Annotated in this window: 17 protein-coding genes; 13 read left to right on the top strand and 4 right to left on the bottom strand. The window is 69.3% G+C overall.

What is annotated here, in order from left to right:
- Positions 1 to 146: 146 nt before the first annotated feature.
- The 7 genes from JW364_RS05625 to JW364_RS24495 all read left to right on the top strand — a co-directional run bounded on the left by JW364_RS05625 (position 147) and on the right by JW364_RS24495 (position 6915).
- A complete protein-coding gene (locus tag JW364_RS05625; protein ID WP_065632174.1) occupies positions 147 to 1346 on the top strand; it encodes a MoxR family ATPase in 1200 nt (399 codons plus the stop codon).
- Positions 1336 to 2274: a DUF58 domain-containing protein gene (locus JW364_RS05620; RefSeq protein WP_058250392.1), complete on the top strand. Its 939-nt coding sequence runs from the start codon at positions 1336 to 1338 to the stop codon at positions 2272 to 2274. The genes JW364_RS05625 and JW364_RS05620 overlap by 11 nt, the downstream gene beginning before the upstream one ends.
- 4 nt (positions 2275 to 2278) lie before the next feature.
- On the top strand, positions 2279 to 3247 hold the full coding sequence (locus tag JW364_RS05615; RefSeq protein ID WP_068971571.1) for a VWA domain-containing protein: 969 nt from the start codon (positions 2279 to 2281) through the stop codon (positions 3245 to 3247).
- Positions 3248 to 3334: 87 nt separating this feature from the next.
- Complete coding sequence (gene fabG1 / locus JW364_RS05610; RefSeq protein WP_065632177.1) at positions 3335 to 4069, top strand: 3-oxoacyl-ACP reductase FabG1; 735 nt, start codon at positions 3335 to 3337, stop codon at positions 4067 to 4069.
- 88 nt (positions 4070 to 4157) lie between these two features.
- Positions 4158 to 4997 carry an NADH-dependent enoyl-ACP reductase InhA gene (gene inhA, locus JW364_RS05605; RefSeq protein WP_065632178.1) on the top strand — a complete coding sequence of 280 codons (840 nt, stop codon included), beginning with the start codon at positions 4158 to 4160 and terminating at the stop codon, positions 4995 to 4997.
- Positions 4994 to 6118: a ferrochelatase gene (locus JW364_RS05600; protein WP_065632179.1), complete on the top strand. Its 1125-nt coding sequence runs from the start codon at positions 4994 to 4996 to the stop codon at positions 6116 to 6118. The genes inhA and JW364_RS05600 overlap by 4 nt, the downstream gene beginning before the upstream one ends.
- A 452-nt stretch (positions 6119 to 6570) precedes the next feature.
- Positions 6571 to 6915, top strand: a complete 345-nt coding sequence (locus JW364_RS24495) for a hypothetical protein (RefSeq protein WP_307814748.1) — start codon at positions 6571 to 6573, stop codon at positions 6913 to 6915.
- Positions 6916 to 7078: 163 nt separating this feature from the next.
- On the opposite strand, the gene JW364_RS05590 is transcribed toward JW364_RS24495, so the two are convergent.
- Positions 7079 to 7933, bottom strand: a complete 855-nt coding sequence (locus JW364_RS05590) for a serine/threonine protein kinase (RefSeq protein WP_065632180.1) — start codon at positions 7931 to 7933, stop codon at positions 7079 to 7081.
- A gap of 149 nt (positions 7934 to 8082) precedes the next feature.
- Here JW364_RS05590 and JW364_RS05585 point away from each other — a divergent pair, with 149 nt between their 5' ends.
- From JW364_RS05585 to JW364_RS05575, 3 genes are all read left to right on the top strand, one after another.
- The gene (locus tag JW364_RS05585; protein WP_068971570.1) at positions 8083 to 8910 is read left to right on the top strand and encodes a DUF3097 domain-containing protein; all 828 of its coding nucleotides are present in this window, start codon (positions 8083 to 8085) and stop codon (positions 8908 to 8910) included.
- An 82-nt stretch (positions 8911 to 8992) separates the two neighbouring features.
- Positions 8993 to 9421 carry an NfeD family protein gene (locus JW364_RS05580; RefSeq protein WP_065632182.1) on the top strand — a complete coding sequence of 143 codons (429 nt, stop codon included), beginning with the start codon at positions 8993 to 8995 and terminating at the stop codon, positions 9419 to 9421.
- Between the two features lie 45 nt (positions 9422 to 9466).
- Positions 9467 to 10699 (top strand): SPFH domain-containing protein, encoded by a 1233-nt coding sequence (locus JW364_RS05575; RefSeq protein WP_065632229.1) that lies wholly within the window; start codon positions 9467 to 9469, stop codon positions 10697 to 10699.
- Between the two features lie 7 nt (positions 10700 to 10706).
- On the opposite strand, the gene JW364_RS05570 is transcribed toward JW364_RS05575, so the two are convergent.
- The 3 genes from JW364_RS05570 to JW364_RS05560 all read right to left on the bottom strand — a co-directional run bounded on the left by JW364_RS05570 (position 10707) and on the right by JW364_RS05560 (position 12809).
- Positions 10707 to 11345, bottom strand: a complete 639-nt coding sequence (locus JW364_RS05570; RefSeq protein WP_065632183.1) for a hypothetical protein — start codon at positions 11343 to 11345, stop codon at positions 10707 to 10709.
- A complete protein-coding gene (locus JW364_RS05565) occupies positions 11342 to 11944 on the bottom strand; it encodes a hypothetical protein (RefSeq protein WP_205333449.1) in 603 nt (200 codons plus the stop codon). Before JW364_RS05565 ends, JW364_RS05570 begins: the two co-directional genes overlap by 4 nt.
- 82 nt (positions 11945 to 12026) lie before the next feature.
- Positions 12027 to 12809, bottom strand: a complete 783-nt coding sequence (locus tag JW364_RS05560) for a TVP38/TMEM64 family protein (RefSeq protein ID WP_205333450.1) — start codon at positions 12807 to 12809, stop codon at positions 12027 to 12029.
- 145 nt (positions 12810 to 12954) lie between these two features.
- Here JW364_RS05560 and JW364_RS05555 point away from each other — a divergent pair, with 145 nt between their 5' ends.
- From JW364_RS05555 to meaB, 3 genes are read left to right on the top strand one after another with little or no spacing between them, the layout of a single operon-like run.
- Positions 12955 to 14901 carry a methylmalonyl-CoA mutase family protein gene (locus JW364_RS05555; protein ID WP_205333451.1) on the top strand — a complete coding sequence of 649 codons (1947 nt, stop codon included), beginning with the start codon at positions 12955 to 12957 and terminating at the stop codon, positions 14899 to 14901.
- On the top strand, positions 14898 to 17174 hold the full coding sequence (scpA, locus tag JW364_RS05550) for a methylmalonyl-CoA mutase (protein ID WP_065632187.1): 2277 nt from the start codon (positions 14898 to 14900) through the stop codon (positions 17172 to 17174). The genes JW364_RS05555 and scpA overlap by 4 nt, the downstream gene beginning before the upstream one ends.
- Entirely contained in the window at positions 17174 to 18172 is a 999-nt protein-coding gene (gene meaB / locus JW364_RS05545) for a methylmalonyl Co-A mutase-associated GTPase MeaB (RefSeq protein ID WP_205333452.1), read from the top strand. Before scpA ends, meaB begins: the two co-directional genes overlap by 1 nt.
- Positions 18173 to 18260 lie beyond the last annotated feature (88 nt).

Genomic DNA, 18260 nt, shown 5'->3' with positions numbered 1-18260 from the left:
CCGTCGAGTCTTCTTGGCACCTTTTCAGCCGGCACGGCTAGGCTGGCACAGACACGCGGGGTCGACGCCTGCGCGCTGCGCGTTCGCGCCGCCCGTGGGCCCTCGCGGTTCGACGGAACAGCAGTTCAGAGGAACAGGAGCACGGGTTGACCGAATCGCACTCCCTCGGCAAGGCGGCCACGGGGGATCCCGCGGCGGCAGGAGCGGACGGCTCGGTGCTGAGCGACGCCGACGTCGCCCTGCTCGAGCGGGCCATCTACGAGGTCAAGCGCGTCATCGTCGGCCAGGATCAGCTCGTCGAGCGCATTCTCGTCGGTCTCCTCGCGCGCGGACACATCTTGCTCGAGGGCGTGCCGGGTGTCGCGAAGACGCTCGCTGTCGAGACGTTCGCCCGCGTCGTCGGCGGGTCGTTCTCGCGAGTGCAGTTCACCCCTGACCTCGTGCCCACCGACCTGATCGGTACGCGTATCTACCGTCAGGGCCGCGAGGAGTTCGACACCGAGCTCGGCCCGGTGGTCGCGAACTTCCTGCTCGCCGACGAGATCAACCGCGCACCCGCGAAGGTGCAGTCGGCACTGCTCGAGGTGATGGCCGAGCGGCACGTCTCGATCGGCGGCAAGACGTACTCGATGCCGGATCCGTTCCTGGTCATGGCGACGCAGAACCCGATCGAGAACGAGGGTGTCTACCCGCTGCCCGAGGCGCAGCGGGACCGCTTCCTGTTCAAGGTCCTCGTCGACTACCCGTCAGTGGAGGAGGAGCGCGAGATCGTCTATCGGATGGGCAACGTCCCGCCGACCGCCTCCCAGGTTCTCGACCCCGCCGCGATGCTGCGCCTGCAGCGGACCGCGGCGAACGTCTTCGTCCATCACGCGCTCGTGGACTACGTCGTCCGGGTCATCAACGCCACCCGCCGGCCGGCCGAGCTGGGCCTGAACGACGTCGCGTCGTGGCTGTCCTACGGCGCGTCGCCTCGTGCGACGCTGGGCATCGTGGCCGCGGCCCGCGCCCTGGCGCTGGTCCGCGGACGCGACTACGTGATCCCGCAGGACGTCGTCGAGATCATGCCCGACGTGCTGCGGCACCGCCTCGTGCTGTCCTACGACGCACTGGCCGACGAGATCGATGCCGACCAGGTCATCGCCCGCGTCCTGCAGACCGTCGGACTGCCGCAGGTCGGCGCGCAACCGGTGCCGCAGGGGCAGTACCCGCCCGGACAGCAGCACGCGCCCAATCCCGGACACGGGCCGAATGGGTATGCGGGACAGCAGGTCCCGCAGTCCGCCGGTCCGATGGACCCGAATTCGGCCCCGGCGAACCGGAATTCACCTCAGTATGGCGGCTAATCGGGACCTACCGCGTCTCGGCGCCGGGCTGCTCGACGAGGCGCAGCTGACGGCGGCGCTGAAGATGCTCGAGCTCACCGTGCGGCGCAAACTCGACGGCGTGCTCCAGGGCGAGCACCTGGGTCTGATCCCCGGACCGGGTTCGGAGCCGGGGGAGGCGCGGGCCTATCAGCCGGGCGACGACGTCCGGCGGATGGAGTGGTCGGTCACCGCACGCACGACCCAGCCGCATGTCCGGCAGATGATCGCCGACCGGGAACTCGAGACCTGGCTCGTCGTCGACGCCTCGGCCAGCCTCGACTTCGGCACCGTCGACTGCACCAAGCGCGACCTGGCCGTCGCCGCGGCCGCGGCTCTGGTCCACCTCACGACCGGCGGCGGCAACCGGCACGGCGCGCTGGTGGTGACCGGTGACGACGTGGTGCGGGTACCGGCCCGTGCCGGGCGCGCGCACGCCCAGAACCTCCTCAAGACCATCGCCACCACGCGACGCAGCTCGCCCGGCGTCCGGGGTGACCTGAAGGCGGGGATCGAGGCGCTCCGACGGCCCCAGCGCCGTCGCGGCCTCGCGGTCGTCATCAGTGACTTCCTCGGCCCGATCGACTGGGAGCGCTCGCTGCGCGCCATCGGCGCACACCACGAACTCCTCGCGGTCGAGGTCCTCGACCCCCGCGATCTCGACCTCCCGGCGATCGGGGAGGTCACCCTGGCCGACGCGGAGTCCGGGGAGATCCACGACGTGACGATCACCGACGACCTCCGGCGCGACTTCGCGGCCGCGGCGCGCGCACACCAGCAGCGGGTCCACCGCACTCTGCGCAGCTGTGGCGGCGCGATCCTGACGTTGCGCACGGATCGGGAGTGGATCGCCGACACCGTCAAGTTCGTCGCACAACGCCGCCGCGGTCTCGCGGCGGGGGTGGGGTAGGTCGATGCTGTCCAGTCCCTGGTGGTTGCTCCTGCTCCTGGTCGTGGCGCTGCTCGGCGCCGCGTACGTCTACATGCTGCGCCGGCGGCGGCAGCGTGCGCTGACCTTCGCGAACCTGGACCTGCTGAAGTCGGTCGCGCCCGCGGACCGTAGTCGTCTGCGGCACCTGCCGATCGCACTGCTGATCGTCTCGCTGATCCTGTTGACGGTCGCGCTGTCCGGGCCGCAGGCCGATCGCAAGGTGCCGCGCAACAAGGCGACCGTCGTCCTGGTGATGGACGTGTCGCGGTCGATGAACGCCACCGACGTGTCGCCGTCGCGGATCCGCGCGGCGCAGGAGGCGGCGAAGAAGTTCGCCGACGAGCTGACCGAGGGCATCAACCTCGGACTGATCTCCTTCGCCGGTACCGCCGCCAGCCTTGTGTCGCCGACGCCGGATCACAACGCCACCAAGGTCGCGGTGGACAAACTGCGGCTCGACGACAAGACGGCAACCGGGGAGGGCATCTTCGCGGCCCTGCAGCAGATCAGCACGTTGAACGCGGTGCTCGGCGGGACCGAGGGCGCACCACCTGCGCGGATCGTACTGCTCTCCGATGGTAAGGAGACCGTCCCGGACGACCCCGACGACCCGCGGGGTGCCTTCACCGCGGCCCGGAAGGCCAAGGAGGAGAAGATCCCGGTCTCCACGATCTCCTTCGGTACCCGGACCGGCACCGTCGAACTCGAGGGCGACCGGGTGCCGGTGCCGGTCGACGACGACTCGCTGCGCAAGATCGCCAACCTGTCCGGTGGCGACTTCTTCACCGCGGCCAGCCTCGACGAGTTGAACAAGGTCTACGAGCAGCTCCAGGACGAGATCGGTTACGAAACCCGTCGAGGGGACAATTCGAAGCCGTGGCTGGTCGCCGGTACGTTGTTCGCGCTGGTGTCGGCGTTCGCCGCGCTGGCCATCAACCGCCGGCTGCCCTGACGCGGACGTGTCCGGGGTGTGCCGCCGTGCGCCCCGCCCCCCGACCGCGTGTCACCCCCGCAACGAGAACGGATAAGTTGAACACCCATGACGGCAGCTAGCAACGAAGCGCAGAATCCCTCCCGCTCGGTCCTGGTGACCGGCGGCAACCGCGGAATCGGCCTGGCCGTGGCCCAGCGACTGGCAGCCGACGGTCACCGGGTGGCGGTGACGCACCGCGGTTCCGGAGCCCCGGACGGACTGTTCGGCGTCAAGTGCGATGTCACCGACTCGGAGTCGGTCGACCGCGCCTTCGCCGAGGTCGAGGCGCATCAGGGTCCCGTGGAGATCCTCGTCGCCAACGCGGGGATCACCGAGAACATGCTCCTCATGCGACTGTCCGAGGAATCCTTCGAGAAGGTCCTCGACGCGAACCTCACCGGCGCGTTCCGGTGCGCCAAGCGCGCCACCAAGGGGATGCAGCGCGCCAAGTGGGGCCGGATGATCTTCCTCGGCTCGGTGGTCGCGATGTCCGGCATCCCCGGCCAGGTGAACTACGCGGCCTCGAAGGCGGGCCTGATCGGGATGGCGCGCTCGATTGCGCGTGAGATCGGCTCGCGCAACATCACCGCGAACGTCGTGGCGCCCGGGTTCATCGAGACGGACATGACCGCGTCGATGGAGGACCGCTACATCGAGATGGCCAAGCAGGCGATCCCGCTCGGCCGAACCGGCAAGCCCGAGGACGTCGCGGCGGCCATCAGCTTCCTCGCCTCCGACGAGGGCGGTTACATCTCCGGTGCGGTCCTGCCCGTCGACGGCGGGATGGGCATGGGGCACTGAAACTGCCGAGCGCGGTCGCACGGCTACTGACCCGCACAGCGCAGTCGTAAGGCACGTCAATCAACGTCGAACTCAGGAGCACATCTTCGTGAGCGGAATCCTGGACGGGAAGACCGTCCTCATCACGGGCATCATCACCGATGCGTCGATCGCCTTCCACGCCGCCGCCATGGCGCAGGAGCAGGGCGCCACGGTCCTCATCACCGGCATCCCGGAACGGCTCCGGTTGATCGACCGGATCGCCAAGCGGTTGCCGAAGGAGGTGCCGCCGGCCATCGGGCTCGACGTCACCAACGAGGGCGATCTCGGCGCGCTCGCCGGGAAGCTCGCCGAGCTGGCGCCGCAGGGCATCGACGGCGTCATGCACTCGATCGCCTTCGCGCCGCGCACCTTGATGGGTCCCGAGGCCAAGCCGTTCCTGGAGGGGCCGGGCCCCGACGCCGCCAAGGCCTTCGAGATCTCGGCGTGGAGCTACGCCTCGCTCGCCCGCGCCGTGCTCCCCGCCATGAACGAGGGCGGCTCCATCGTGGGCATGGACTTCGATCCCCGCACCGCGATGCCGTACTACAACTGGATGGGTGTGGCGAAGGCCGCGCTCGAGTCGGTGAACCGGTACGTGGCGCGCGAAGTGGGCAACGCGAAGAACATCCGGTCGAACCTGGTGGCCGCCGGCCCGATCAAGACCCTGGCCGCGAAGGCGATCGCGGGTACCGCGACCGATGACGCCAAGCAGCTCAACATGCTCAACGAGTACTGGGACGGCGCGTCCCCGATCGGCTGGGACGTCGACGATCCCACCGTCGTCGCGAAGTCGGTGTGTGCGCTCCTCAGCGACTGGCTGCCGGCGACCACCGGTTCCATCGTCTACGTCGACGGTGGCGCCAGCCACAACACCTGGTTCCCGGAGGGCATGACCACCGGCTCATGAGTTCGCCAGCACCGGGGGACACCGCGCCCGTCGATCCCGCTCCGTTCGATGCCGTCCTGTTCCTGTCGTTCGGCGGACCGGACGGGCCCGAGGACGTGATGCCGTTCCTGGAGAACGTCACTCGCGGTCGGGGAATCCCGCGCGAACGGCTCGAGTCGGTGGCCGAGCACTACCTGCACTTCGGCGGCGTCTCACCGATCAACCGGCTCAACCTCGAGATGATCGATGCCCTGCGTGCCGAGCTCGACCGACGTGGTGTCGACCTCCCGGTGTATTTCGGCAACCGCAACTGGCACCCGATGGTCGAGGACACCCTGGCCGAGATGTACCGCGCCGGTCATCGCCGGATCCTCGTGTTCCCGACCTCGGCGTGGGGCGGCTACTCGGGGTGCCGGCAGTATCACGAGGACATCGACCGGGCGGTGACGGCGCTTGCCGACCGTGAACCGACGAGCCGCGAACCCGACGGTGCGGTGGTGCTCCGCAAGCTCCCGCAGTACTGGTCGCATCCGGCGTTCGTCGCGGCCGGGGCCGACGCGGTGAGCCGCGCTCTGGACGCACTCGGGCCCGGCGAGGAGCCGCCACGGCTGGTGTTCACCGCCCATTCGGTCCCGACCTCGGCCGATGAGGCGTCGGGTCCGGCGGCCGACGGCGGGAAGCTGTACTCGCGCCAGGTGCTGGCGGCGTCGCAGGCGGTCGCCGACGAGCTCGGCGTCGCCGACTTCGATCAGGTCTGGCAGTCACGGTCGGGTCCACCGCAGATCCCGTGGCTGGAGCCGGACATCTGTGACCATCTGGAGAGCCTTGCCGCGGAGGGTGTTCGACGGGTGGTCGTCTACCCGGTCGGGTTCATCTCCGACCATCTCGAGGTGATCTGGGATCTCGACAACGAGGCCGCGGAGGTCGCCGAGCGCCTCGGCCTGGACTATGTCCGCGCCGACACCGTGGGTCCCGATCCGCGGTTCATCTCGATGATCGGCGAATTCGTGGAGGCCTACGCCGGGGGCTTGGGCGACCTGTCGGCGATGGGATGCGGAGACAACGGCAGCACCTGTCGAGACCGGTGCTGTGTGCCCGCGGCGCGGCCTAGATCTGCGGCGAGGCCATCTGACCGCGCGTAGATTCACTGGCTTTGTTTGCCTTCATAACGATTTGATATAGGAACGGTCCATAATGTGATCTGCGCCTCAGTCGAAATGAAACTCTCGTGGCACGCGCATCTGAATCGGGGTGCGAACGTGAGAGAGAAATTTCCATGGCAGAAGGACCACTGAGGCTCGAGATAGATTTCCTCGGACCGATTCTGAAGACACTTTCCACCGGCTCCGCGGACGGTAGCAGCGAGCCCGTCAACTGAGATCCGTTTCCGCTGTGGGCTGCGTTGACGACGTAGCCCACAGCGGCGTGATCTCTCCTTTGTGCGCGTGTATCAACAGTGTTGACCGCGGAACGACTACTCATCCCAGTTGATCTCCGACCTGCTACGCAGCTACTCGCACGAGCGGTCGAGGACATTCCGTTGTATCGATGGGTGTTGGGTGACCACCTCCCGGATCTCACGCTGCGGGAATGGTTGGCCGAGATCTTGGTGCGGCCTTATCTCAACGCCGGCTGCGTATTGGGTTCCTTCCAGAACGAGCATCTCGTCGGAATTCTGATCTGGCATCCCCACGATGTCGAATTGTCGCCCGACGGCGAACCGCCGCTCGGCCCGGCTGATTTCGTCCGGGTCGCGGCCATTCCCGGACTCCGCGAACGGCTGATCGAGTTCCTCACCAGCCCACAATTGCCCTCCCCGGCATCGGATGCCGTCGATGTGCGGATCGCGGCGATTGTTCCCGAAGCTCGTGGTGGCGACGCTCTCGTTCGCATGATGCGCGAAGTGGAACGGTTCTGTGTCTCTGCGGCCCGGCCGTAGTACGCCTGGACCGGCTCCGCTCGGCTGCGGGACTGGTTCGTCCACGAATGGGGGGCGACGTTGTTCGCCACCGAACAGCGGAACGGACTCGATCTGTACGGCGTCGTGTCCGACCGTCCGCCGCGGCTCCGGGAGTGACCTTCCGGCGGTGGCGGCCCGGGTCCTAGCGTCGCAGTAGCTCGAGGATCGTGTGATTGACCGCCGCCGCCCGTGCGGTCCGCGTCAGCGCCTGGAGGCCCCGGAGCGTCGCGTCGCCGGAATCCCATTGTCCGGCACTGTCGCCGATCTCCACATTGCGCGCTCCGGCGAGGTCGACGATCGCCTCGACCTGTGCCGCCGTGTCGATCAGGCGGGTGGAGCGCGCGTCGAGGAGGTGCGGGGGCAGGGCGACCCGATGCCTCGAGGTGAGCGCCGCGAGTTCCGTACGGAGGTCGCTCGCGTCGGCCGACCGGCGTCCGCCGAGCCCGCCGATGATCGTGGTCGCCTCTCGAACTGCTTGCCGCAGCTCGTATTCCAGATCACCGGCACTGGGTCCCGCGGATACGAGATGACCGAGGTCGAGGGTCGCGTCGTAGCGGTAGGCCGACCACGTGCACGTGACGAACGGTGGATCGGCGGTGTCGGCGGCGAACTCCGGTACGAGCGCGAGCGTGCCGGCGCCCGCCGCGTCGTCGACGAGCAGCACCTCGCCCGCGCCGAGTGCGGCCGACGTCGCGACATGCGGTGGGAGTCCCTGCGGATCACCCGTGGAGGGCAGGCGGACGACGAGGCGTCGAGCGGGTCGCAGCAGCGCGAGCAGATCGAGCACCCCGTTCGCCGAACCCGTTGCGGGCGAATTCTGTTCGGCCCCGGCGACCCCGCCGTCGGGCCAGTGCAGGAGGTGCCGGTCGGCGGATTCCGCCAGGGCTTCGATCACGTCGTCGGGGGAGCACCGGCCGGTGAGCCAGGCGGCCGACCACGCGCCGAGGGCGCACGTCGGCCACGCGACGGTGGCGGAGAGCAGGCGGCTGCGTTTCATCAAGAAGCCAGGATACCGGCGAGGCCGGTGGGAGCCGGGCGTGGCAACCCCGCGGGCGGGCCCGCGGGGCATACGGTGTGTGCGCCGCCCGACCTGTCCATCGCGGCGGCGTGATCACGAGATGACCGATCGAGAGATGGTGGTGTGCGATGGATGACCGCTACGGACGCGATGTGCTCTCCCAGCACCGTCGGGCGAAGCCGCGTCCCGCGGAGGTCGCCGCGGATCGCGATCTGGTCGTCGAGGACGCCGCCACCGGCTTCTGCGGTGCGGTCGTCGGGCTCGAGAAGAGCTACGCCGGCGATCTCGTCCGGCTGGAGGACCGGCGAGGTCAGACGCGGGTGTTCCTGATGCACCCCGGCGCGTTCCTCATCGACGGTCGGCCGGTGACGCTCGTACGGCCGCGCACCAGGGGCCCGCAGCAGCCGGCCATGACGGCGTCGGGATCGCGAGCCGCACCTCGCGCCCGCGCGCGGACCGCGCGCGCCAGCCGGCTCTTCGTCGAGGGCGTGCACGACGCGACACTCCTCGAGCGCGTGTGGGGTGACGACCTCCGCGCGGAGGGCGTGGTCGTCGTCAGCCTCGACGGCCTCGACAACCTCGAGGCGGCACTCGACGAATTCCAGCCGGCACCGCATCGCCGGGCCGGTGTCCTCGTCGACCATCTGGTGGCGGGTTCCAAAGAAGCACAACTCACCGCCGAGGTCGGGGAGCACGTCCTCGTGTGCGGGCATCCCTACATCGACGTCTGGGAGGCGGTGAAGCCGGCGTCGGTGAAGATCCCGGCGTGGCCGCACATCCCGCGGGGCACCGACTGGAAGACCGGGGTGTGTGCCGAGCTCGGCTGGGGGGACCCTCGTGACGGCTGGCGCCGGGTGTTGGGCGGGGTGAGCAGTTTCCGGGATCTCGAGGTCGATCTGCTGCGGTCGGTGGAAGAACTCATCGATTTCGTGACCGCGGCCGAAGCGCCCAGGTGACGCACACGGCCTGACGCCCACCGGGGCCCACCCGCGTCGTGAGCGCCGAAGGCGGTTCGGACATCTCTGGCAGACTGGACCCATGAGCGCCCTGCTGTGGTTGGCGGCCGCGATCGTCCTGGTGGTCGCGGAGATGTTCGGTGGCGAACTCGTCCTGCTCATGCTCGCCGGGGGCGCATTCGCGGCCGCCGGTGTCGATTTCGCGTTCGAGACGCCGCTGTGGGTCGAGGGGCTGGTCTTCGCGCTCGTCTCGGTGCTGCTGCTGGTTGCGGTCCGTCCGATCGCCCGTAAGCACATGCTGAACCGTCCGGCGGTCCTGATGAACACCGAGGCGCTCGAGGGTCGGCCGGCGGTGGTGACCGAACAGGTCGACGCCCGTGACGGACGCGTCAAGATCGGCGGCGACGTGTGGTCGGCCCGCACGATGGACCCGACCCAGGTGCTCGAACCCGGAACCCACGTGACCGTCGTGGAGATCGACGGCGCGACCGCGGTGGTGTGGCGCGCCTGAGTGTGCCGCCGCGACACCGCCGAACGACAACGCTGGAAGGTGACCATGGAGTACGAGATCTTCGGCCTGACCGTCATCGTTTTGCTCGTGTTGCTCGTGGTGGTGATGCTGGTCAAGTCCGTCGCCCTCATCCCGCAGGCGGAGGCCGCGGTCATCGAGCGACTGGGCCGCTACACCCGCACCGTGTCCGGCCAGCTCACCCTGCTGTTGCCGTTCATCGACCGCATCCGCGCCCGCGTCGACGTCCGTGAACGAGTGGTGTCGTTCCCGCCGCAGCCGGTCATCACCGAGGACAACCTGACGCTGTCCATCGACACCGTCGTCTACTTCCAGGTCACCAATCCCCGCGCCGCCGTGTACGAGATCGACGACTACATCGCCGGCGTCGAGCAGCTGACGATCACGACGCTGCGCAACGTGGTCGGCGGGATGACGCTCGAGGAGACCCTGACCTCCCGCGATTCCATCAACGGCCAGCTGCGCGGAGTCCTCGACGAGGCGACCGGCCGCTGGGGCCTCCGGGTCGCGCGCGTCGAGCTGAAGTCGATCATGCCGCCGCCGTCGATCCAGGAGTCGATGGAGAAGCAGATGAAGGCCGACCGCGAGAAGCGGGCGACGATCCTCTCGGCCGAGGGCCAGCGCGAGTCGGCGATCAAGACCGCCGAGGGAAACAAGCAGTCGCAGATCCTCGCCGCCGAGGGTGCCAAGCAGGCCGCGATCCTTGCGGCCGAGGCGGATCGGCAGTCGCGCATCCTGCGGGCGCAGGGCGACCGCGCCGCGTCGTACCTCAACGCCCAGGGTGAGGCGAAGGCGATCGAGAAGACCTTCGCGGCGATCAAGGCGGCCAAGCCGACCCCGGAACTCCTGGCCTACCAGTATCTGCAGCAGTTGCCCGAGATGGCCAAGGGCGAGGGCAGCAAGGTGTGGGTGGTGCCGTCCGACTTCGGTTCGGCCCTCCAGGGTTTCGCGAAATCCTTCGGTGTCCAGGGAGACGACGGCGTGTTCCGGTACGAGCCGGCCGACTCGCCGCCCTCGCCGATCGACGACTCGGAGACCGAGGACTGGTTCTCGATGGCCTCCGATCCCAAGGTCGCCCAGGCCGTCGCCGAGGCGGAGGCGGTGGCCCGCACCCCGGTCGCGCCCGAGATCACCGCTCGTGCGTCGCGCGCGTCGCGCCATGCGTCGCCGGTGGGGTCCGAGCCGGCCGAGCTCACCGATGGTGCGTGGTCCCAGCCCGTACAGCCCGAGGAGCCGGGGCCGGCCGAGCCCACGACCTGAGAACGGCTCAGCGGATGAGGTGCTCGACGCCCGCCATGCCGACCGCCCACATCACCGAGGCGAAGGTGCCCATGATGAACTGCTCGGCCGCATGCGGGGCGCGCAGCTCGGGGTAGCGGGCGAGGCTTTTCACGGCCAGGATGATCGCGAGGCCTTCGGGCCACCCCGCCATCAACGTGGTGACGACCGCGAGGCGTTCGAGGTATCCGATCACCCGGCCGCCGCGCAACGGCCCGGCTTCGGCTGGGTCGGCCGGGTCGGCCGGGGCGGGCGCCGGGGAGTCGGGCGCGTCGGTGTCGTCCCCGGATCCGTCATCCGGCGACCCCTCCGGATCGGGTCCGGGCCCCGTGCGCTGGCCGACCCCGCCGGCGACGAGGACCGTCCGGACCACGGGTCCGCCGCCGGTGACCGCCGCGAGCGCGGCGACGACCGGGACGGCCGAGGCGAGGAAGCCCGTGGCGGGCGCGGCCACGGCGGCGAGGACGGCGGTCACCCCGGCCAGGACCAGCAGGACGACGGCTCCGATGACGTCGAGTCTGCGTACGACGGACACCGGCGCGTGGTTGCGCTTCTTCCGCGTCGCGAGCGCCCAGGTCGGCGTCGCCAGCGCGGTCAGGAGAAGAAGGGTGATCGCTGCGGTGGTCATGCCGATCCTCCGGACGGGAGTCGGTCGGCCTCGGCGAGCGCGTCGGCGACGAGGCCGAGGGAATCGGATTCCAGATCCCACGCCGCGGTCCGCAGCCGTTGACTCATGGCCTGTGGCGTGATGTCGAGTGCGGCGGCGGCCTCGACCTGGGTGAGGCCGCGACGCATCAGCTCCACCGCCTCCCGGCCGGCGGCACTGCGCGCGGTGATCACGTCGGCGATGAGACGGCCGGCCGTCTGGGCGTGACGGGACCAGCGAGTCTCCGGGCCGCGGACACAGAGGGGGACCCGCTGCCGCTTGGCGGCCTCGACGGCGTCGCGAGCGTGGACGAAGGCGGGCCCGCGCCCGGCCCGGGTGGACGGGGGGAGAGGCTCGTCGACCGGTCCGGCGCCGATGCCGACACTCCAGTGACCCTCGGCGGTGAGTTCGACGGCCAGTCGGGCGGCCGTCACCGGATCGGCGAGGACTCCCTGGATCTCGTCGCCCGCGGTACGTTCGAAGGCCCGTACGGTCTGGACCGATGCGAGAGCGGTGAGGATGGCGTCCACCCGGTCGATGTCGCGGCGACTCCCGCGTTGGTCGACGGTGAGTACGAACATCACTCAAGGCTATGCACTTGATCGCTGTGAATCAAGTCCCCTGACTGGATGGGATCGCGCTAGGTGACTTGATCCCCGAGGATCAAGTCGCTGCGCTTGTCGCGTTCGACGACGAGACCGGCAGGCGGGAGTCGAGCACCAGACCGGCGATGCCGATCGCAAAGAGGCCACCGGTGACCGCGAGCTGGAGGGGATGCGTGTCACCGGTCAGGGAATCGCCCAGCATGACCACCGCCGCGGTGCCGGGGGCCATGCCGAGGATGCTGGCAATCGCGTACGGCACGAGACGCACCGAGGACAGTGCCGAGCAGTAGTTCGCCACCGAGAACGGGCATGCCGCGATGAACCGCAGCGACCCGACCGCCAACCAGCCACGACGCTCGAGCCGGTACTCGACGGCACGGACCACCGGTGCCTTCAGGTACGGCTGCACGCGGTCGCGTCCGACCCTGCGGACCAGGACGAAGGCTGCCACCGCCGCCACCGACGAGGCGATTATCGCCCCCGCGAAACCGACCAGCGGTCCGAAGAAGATCCCGGACATCACCGTGAACGTCGACCGTGGGATCGGGGCGATGGTGACGACCGCGTAGGCGAGGAAGAACAACCACACGAAGGCCGGTCCCAGATCCGCGCCCCAGTCGCGGACGCTCGAGATCGAGGGCAGCGGGACGAAGTAGGACGCGGCCAGGACGGCGGCGAGGAGCACGGCGGCGACGAGAGCCCGGCGCAGGATCCGTCGATCGGCCCGACGACGGCCCGACGTCGGCGGGTGACCGTCTCCGGCGCTCGCCGCGTCCGCGATCTCCGCGTCGGCCGCGGTCGGGCCGGCGACATCCTCGCTGACAGCGGATCGATCGGGCACCCGGACACTCTACGCTGGGCCCAGCGGTGTACCGGGTCCCCGAGTGCGCCACGTCACGCCGACCTCGACGCCGAGCCGAGCGAGCGATCGGCTAGTGTCGTGTACGCGCTCATCACAGTGCATTCACGGAGGTGTGCTTCCCCACATGCCACAGCAAACTGACCAGCCCAAACCCGAGTCAGAACTCGACGACGCCTACCAGGCGTGGTCGACGGCCGCCGCGGCCGTTCTGGCGAAGTCGCGACGCGTCGACGTCGACGAGCTGCCTGACACACCCGAGGCGCTGCTCTCGACCGACACCGCCGACGGGCTGACCATCCGGCCGCTCTACACACGTCGCGACGAACTCGCCGAGCCCGGTGTCCCCGGTCGCTTCCCGTTCGTCCGCGGCGCCGACCCCGTGCGTGACGTCACCACCGGCTGGCGCGTCACGGAACGGTTCGGCGACGACGCGACGCCGGCGGCGGATCTCAACGAGCTCATCCTGGAGGCGATGGCCAACGGGACGAGCGGTCTCTGGCTCTCGGTGAGCAGGCCCGGTGACGGGCTGGGGGTCGCCGACCTCGCGACGGCGCTGCGCGGCGTCTACCTCGATCTGGTGCCGGTGACCCTCGATGCGGGCACCGAGGGCATCGCGGCGGCTCGCGAACTGCTCGGCCTGAAGGAAAAGGCCCAGGCCGCTCCGGTCGCCGCCGCTCCGACGGCGGCCACCGTCCACTCCTTCGGCCTGTCGCCGCTGACGGCCGCGTTCTCGGGCCGGGCGACCGTCGATCCCGACGAGGCCACGGCGCTCGCCGCATCCGGGCTGCCCGACGGGGTCCGTACCTTCCGGGTGGACGGCAGCGACTTCGCCACCGCCGGTGCCGACAACGGCCTCGAACTCGCACTGACGGTGGCGGCCGCGGTCGCCCACCTCCGTGACCTCACCGCGGCCGGCCTCTCACCCGAGGCCGCGCTGCGTCAGATCACCTTCGGCGTCTCCGCCGACGACGACCAATTCGCCACGATCGCGAAATTCCGTGCGCTGCGCAAGATCTGGGCTCGGGTGGCCGAGGTCGTCGGCGCACCCGAGGTCGGCGGAGCGCTGACCCACGGCGTGACCGATCTGTCGATGTACTCCCAGCGGGACCCGTGGGTCAACATGCTGCGCAGCACCATCGCGGCATTCGGAGCCGGGGTCGGCGGCGCCGACCAGCTGACCGTCCTGGGCTACGACGCGACCATCCCGGCGGACAAGCGCACCTCGAGCGCGTCCTTCTCGCGACGCATCGCCCGTAACACCCAGCTGCTGCTGCTCGAGGAGTCCAACATCGGACGCGTCCTCGATCCGGCCGGCGGCTCGTGGTTCGTCGAGTCCCTGACCGACGATCTCGCCACGAACGCCTGGACGGTGTTCACTGAGGTCGAGGCCGCCGGCGGTTACCGTGTCGCGCTCGACACGGGCTGGATCGCCGAGAAGGTCGACGCCTCCCTCGCTCGCCGCGACACCGAGGTCGCGCACCGCCGCATCTCGGTCACCGGCGTCAACGAGTTCCCCAACATCGACGAGCGCTCACTGTCGGAGACGACGGGGGCCCCGGCTTCCGCGGTCACCGACGTCGTTACCGGTACGCCGCGCCTCGCGCGGATCGGACGCGCCTTCGAGGAACTGCGGGACCGGTCCGACGTCGTGCTCGCCGAGCACGGTGCACGGCCGTCGATCCTGCTCATCCCGCTCGGCAGCGTCGCCGAACACAACGGCCGCACCACCTTCGTCGCGAACTTCCTGGGTGCCGGTGGCATCACCGTCGTCAACCCCGGCCCGCTGACCGCGGACAAGGTCGGCGACGCGGTGGCCGGGGCGAACACCCCGATCGCGGTCCTCTGCGGAACCAAGGCGCGCTATGCCGAAGAGGGGCCCGCCGCACTCGCGGCCGCTCGCGCGGCCGGTCTGTCGACAGTGCTCCTCGCCGGACCGGACAAGGAATGGCCCGAGGGCGACGATCGTCCCGACGGTTCGCTGCGCGTCGGCATCGATGCGGTGAGCACCCTCGGCGACCTTCTCGACCAGCTGGTCTCGACATCCCTGAAGACGGCGGGAGCAACGGCATGACCCAGACCGAACCCGATCTGACACAGACGATTCCGAACTTCGCCGGAATCGGTCTGACATCGGACGACACCGGTGCGACGACCGCTGATGGTGCCGCGGCCGCGGTCGCCGAGGAACTAGCCTCGGCGCACGGATACTCGGTGGACCAGGTCACCTGGAGCACCCCGGAGCAGATCGACGTCACGCCGGTGTACACGCGCGCCGAGCGCGACGCCGTCCTCGACGATGCCGAACATCCGTACCCGCTCGATTCCGTTCCCGGTGCCGCACCGTTCATCCGGGGCCCGTACCCGACGATGTACGTCAACCAGCCGTGGACCATCCGCCAGTACGCCGGCTTCTCGACCGCGGCCGAATCCAACGCCTTCTACCGCCGCAACCTCGCGGCCGGCCAGAAGGGACTGTCGGTCGCATTCGACCTCGCGACCCACCGCGGCTACGACTCCGACCATCCGCGCGTCGCCGGTGACGTCGGCATGGCCGGGGTGGCGATCGACTCGATCCTCGACATGCGTCAGCTCTTCGACGGGATCGACCTCGGCAGCGTGTCGGTGTCGATGACGATGAACGGCGCGGTGCTGCCGATCCTCGCGCTGTACGTCGTGGCCGCCGAGGAGCAGGGTGTGCCGCCGGAGAAACTGGCCGGGACCATTCAGAACGACATCCTCAAAGAGTTCATGGTCCGCAACACCTACATCTATCCGCCGAAGCCGTCGATGCGGATCATCTCCAACATCTTCGAGTACACCAGCCAGAAGATGCCGAAGTTCAACTCGATCTCGATCTCCGGCTATCACATCCAGGAGGCCGGGGCGACGGCCGATCTGGAGCTGGCCTACACGCTCGCCGACGGCGTCGAGTACATCCGCGCCGGACTCGAGGCCGGCCTGGACATCGACAAGTTCGCCCCGCGACTGTCGTTCTTCTGGGGCATCGGCATGAACTTCTTCATGGAGGTCGCGAAGCTGCGTGCGGCGCGTCTGCTGTGGAGTGAGCTCGTCGCCGAGTTCGATCCGAAGAACGCGAAATCGCTGTCGCTGCGCACACATTCGCAGACCTCGGGCTGGTCGCTGACCGCCCAGGACGTGTTCAACAACGTGGCCCGCACCTGCGTCGAGGCGATGGCCGCCACGCAGGGTCACACCCAGTCGCTGCACACCAACGCCCTCGACGAGGCCATCGCGCTGCCGACCGACTTCTCGGCCCGCATCGCGCGCAACACCCAGCTGCTCCTGCAGCAGGAGTCGGGCACCACCCGTCCGATCGATCCGTGGGCCGGTTCGAACTACGTCGAGTGGCTCACGCATCAGCTGGCGCAGAAGGCGCGCAAGCACATCCGCGAGGTCGAAGAGGCCGGCGGCATGACGCAGGCCATCAACGAGGGCCTGCCGAAGCTGCGCATCGAGGAGGCCGCGGCGCGCACCCAGGCGCGTATCGACTCCGGCCAGCAGCCGTTGGTGGGCGTGAACAAGTACCAGGTCGCCGACGACGAGGAGATCGAGGTCCTCAAGGTCGAGAACTCGAAGGTGCGCGCCGAGCAGCTCGAGAAGCTGGACCGGCTTCGCGGACAACGCGACTCGGCTGCGGTCGAGGCGGCCCTGGCCGATCTCACCCGCGCCGCCGCGTCGTCGGAGGGTGGCCTGGAGAACAACCTGATGGCGCTGGCCATCGAGGCAGCACGGCATCAGGCGACGGTCGGCGAGATCTCCGAGGCACTCGAGAAGGTCTATGGTCGCCATCAGGCGGAGATCAAGACGATCAGCGGGGTGTACCGACATGAGGCGGGCGAGGTGAGCAACATCGACGCGGCGATCGAGGCCGTGCGCCAGTTCGCCGAGGCAGAGGGCCGCCAGCCGCGTGTCCTGGTCGCGAAGATGGGCCAGGACGGCCACGACCGCGGCCAGAAGGTGATCGCGACCGCGTTCGCCGACCTCGGCTTCGACGTCGACGTGGGCCCGCTGTTCGCCACGCCGGAGGAGGTGGCCGCGCAGGCCGCCGACAACGACGTGCACGTGGTGGGTGTGTCGTCGCTGGCCGCCGGGCACCTGACGCTGGTCCCGGCCCTGCGGGAGGCGCTGCGCGAGGTCGGACGCGAGGACATCATGGTGGTCGTCGGCGGCGTGATCCCGCCCGGCGACTTCGCCGAACTGTACGAGGCCGGCGCCGCCGCGATCTTCCCGCCCGGATCGGTCATCGCCGACTCGGCCGTGGAACTCATCGGCAAGCTCGCCGACACCCTCGGCCTGGAGCTGCCCGGGGCGACCGCGAACTGATGGCGGTCCAACCGCGACGTCCCATCGACGTCGACGCGCTGGCCGACGCTGTCCTGGCCGATCGCCGCGCCGATCTGGCGCGTGCGATCACGCTCGTCGAGTCCAAGCGCGCCGATCACCGGGCCGCCGCCCAGGAGCTGTTGCTGAAGCTGACGCCGCACGCGGGCAAGTCGTTCCGCGTCGGCATCACCGGCGTCCCCGGGGTGGGCAAGTCGACGACGATCGAGGCCCTCGGCATGCACCTGCTTCAGCTGGGCCACAAGGTGGCGGTGCTCGCCGTCGACCCCAGTTCGACGCGCACGCGGGGCTCGATCCTCGGCGACAAGACCCGAATGGGCCGGCTGTCGACGGCCGAGAACGCCTACATCCGGCCGTCGCCGACGTCGGGCACGCTCGGCGGCGTGGCCAAGGCCACCCGCGAGAGCATCGTGCTCGTCGAGGCGGCCGGCTTCGACGTCGTGCTGGTCGAGACGGTGGGAGTCGGGCAGTCCGAGGTGACGGTCGCGAACATGGTCGACACGTTCACGTTCCTCACCCTGGCCCGCACCGGGGATTCGTTGCAGGGCATCAAGAAAGGTGTTCTCGAACTCGCCGACGTGGTCGTGGTGAACAAGGCCGACGGCAAACACCTCAACGAGGCGAAGAGCGCGGCACGCGAGTTGAAGAACGCGCTGAAGCTGATCTATCCGCACGACGCGCTGTGGATGCCGCCGGTGCTGACCATGAGCGCGATCGAGAACACCGGCGTCGACGAGTTCTGGAAGACCGTGGTACGCCACAACGAGACACTCACCGCGGCAGGAGAGTTCACCGCCCGCCGCAACCAGCAACAGATCGACTGGACCTGGGCGATGGTCAACGACATCGTGCTGTCCCGGCTCGGTGACTCACCGGCCGTGCGCGGGATCCGCGGCGACGTGGAGCAGCAACTGCGGGACGGGTCGCTGACCCCGGCCCTCGCCGCGCAACGGATCGTGGACGCGTTCGACGAGCGTTGAGTGCACCGATCGAGGTCGCATGCGATTTCGATCCGTCCGTGCGACCTCGATCGAGGTCGCGTCAACGGACTGAGGTCGCATGCGACGT

Source organism: Gordonia sp. BP-119 (assembly GCF_016924115.1).
GTDB lineage: Bacteria > Actinomycetota > Actinomycetes > Mycobacteriales > Mycobacteriaceae > Gordonia > Gordonia hongkongensis.
The sequence above is the reverse complement of the archived record's forward strand: the minus strand, read 5'-3'. Positions and strand labels throughout refer to the sequence as shown.

Excerpts from the sequence above, each read along its gene's own strand:
- JW364_RS05620 (WP_058250392.1), top strand. The coding sequence starts at position 1,336 with ATGGCGGCTAATCGGGACCTACCGCGTCTCGGCGCCGGGCTGCTCGAC.
- JW364_RS05615 (WP_068971571.1), top strand. The coding sequence starts at position 2,279 with ATGCTGTCCAGTCCCTGGTGGTTGCTCCTGCTCCTGGTCGTGGCGCTG.
- fabG1 (WP_065632177.1), top strand. The coding sequence starts at position 3,335 with ATGACGGCAGCTAGCAACGAAGCGCAGAATCCCTCCCGCTCGGTCCTG.
- JW364_RS05600 (WP_065632179.1), top strand. The coding sequence starts at position 4,994 with ATGAGTTCGCCAGCACCGGGGGACACCGCGCCCGTCGATCCCGCTCCG.
- JW364_RS05590 (WP_065632180.1), bottom strand. The coding sequence starts at position 7,933 with ATGAAACGCAGCCGCCTGCTCTCCGCCACCGTCGCGTGGCCGACGTGC.
- JW364_RS05585 (WP_068971570.1), top strand. The coding sequence starts at position 8,083 with ATGGATGACCGCTACGGACGCGATGTGCTCTCCCAGCACCGTCGGGCG.
- JW364_RS05580 (WP_065632182.1), top strand. The coding sequence starts at position 8,993 with ATGAGCGCCCTGCTGTGGTTGGCGGCCGCGATCGTCCTGGTGGTCGCG.
- JW364_RS05575 (WP_065632229.1), top strand. The coding sequence starts at position 9,467 with ATGGAGTACGAGATCTTCGGCCTGACCGTCATCGTTTTGCTCGTGTTG.
- JW364_RS05570 (WP_065632183.1), bottom strand. The coding sequence starts at position 11,345 with ATGACCACCGCAGCGATCACCCTTCTTCTCCTGACCGCGCTGGCGACG.
- JW364_RS05565 (WP_205333449.1), bottom strand. The coding sequence starts at position 11,944 with ATGTTCGTACTCACCGTCGACCAACGCGGGAGTCGCCGCGACATCGAC.
- JW364_RS05555 (WP_205333451.1), top strand. The coding sequence starts at position 12,955 with ATGCCACAGCAAACTGACCAGCCCAAACCCGAGTCAGAACTCGACGAC.
- scpA (WP_065632187.1), top strand. The coding sequence starts at position 14,898 with ATGACCCAGACCGAACCCGATCTGACACAGACGATTCCGAACTTCGCC.
- meaB (WP_205333452.1), top strand. The coding sequence starts at position 17,174 with ATGGCGGTCCAACCGCGACGTCCCATCGACGTCGACGCGCTGGCCGAC.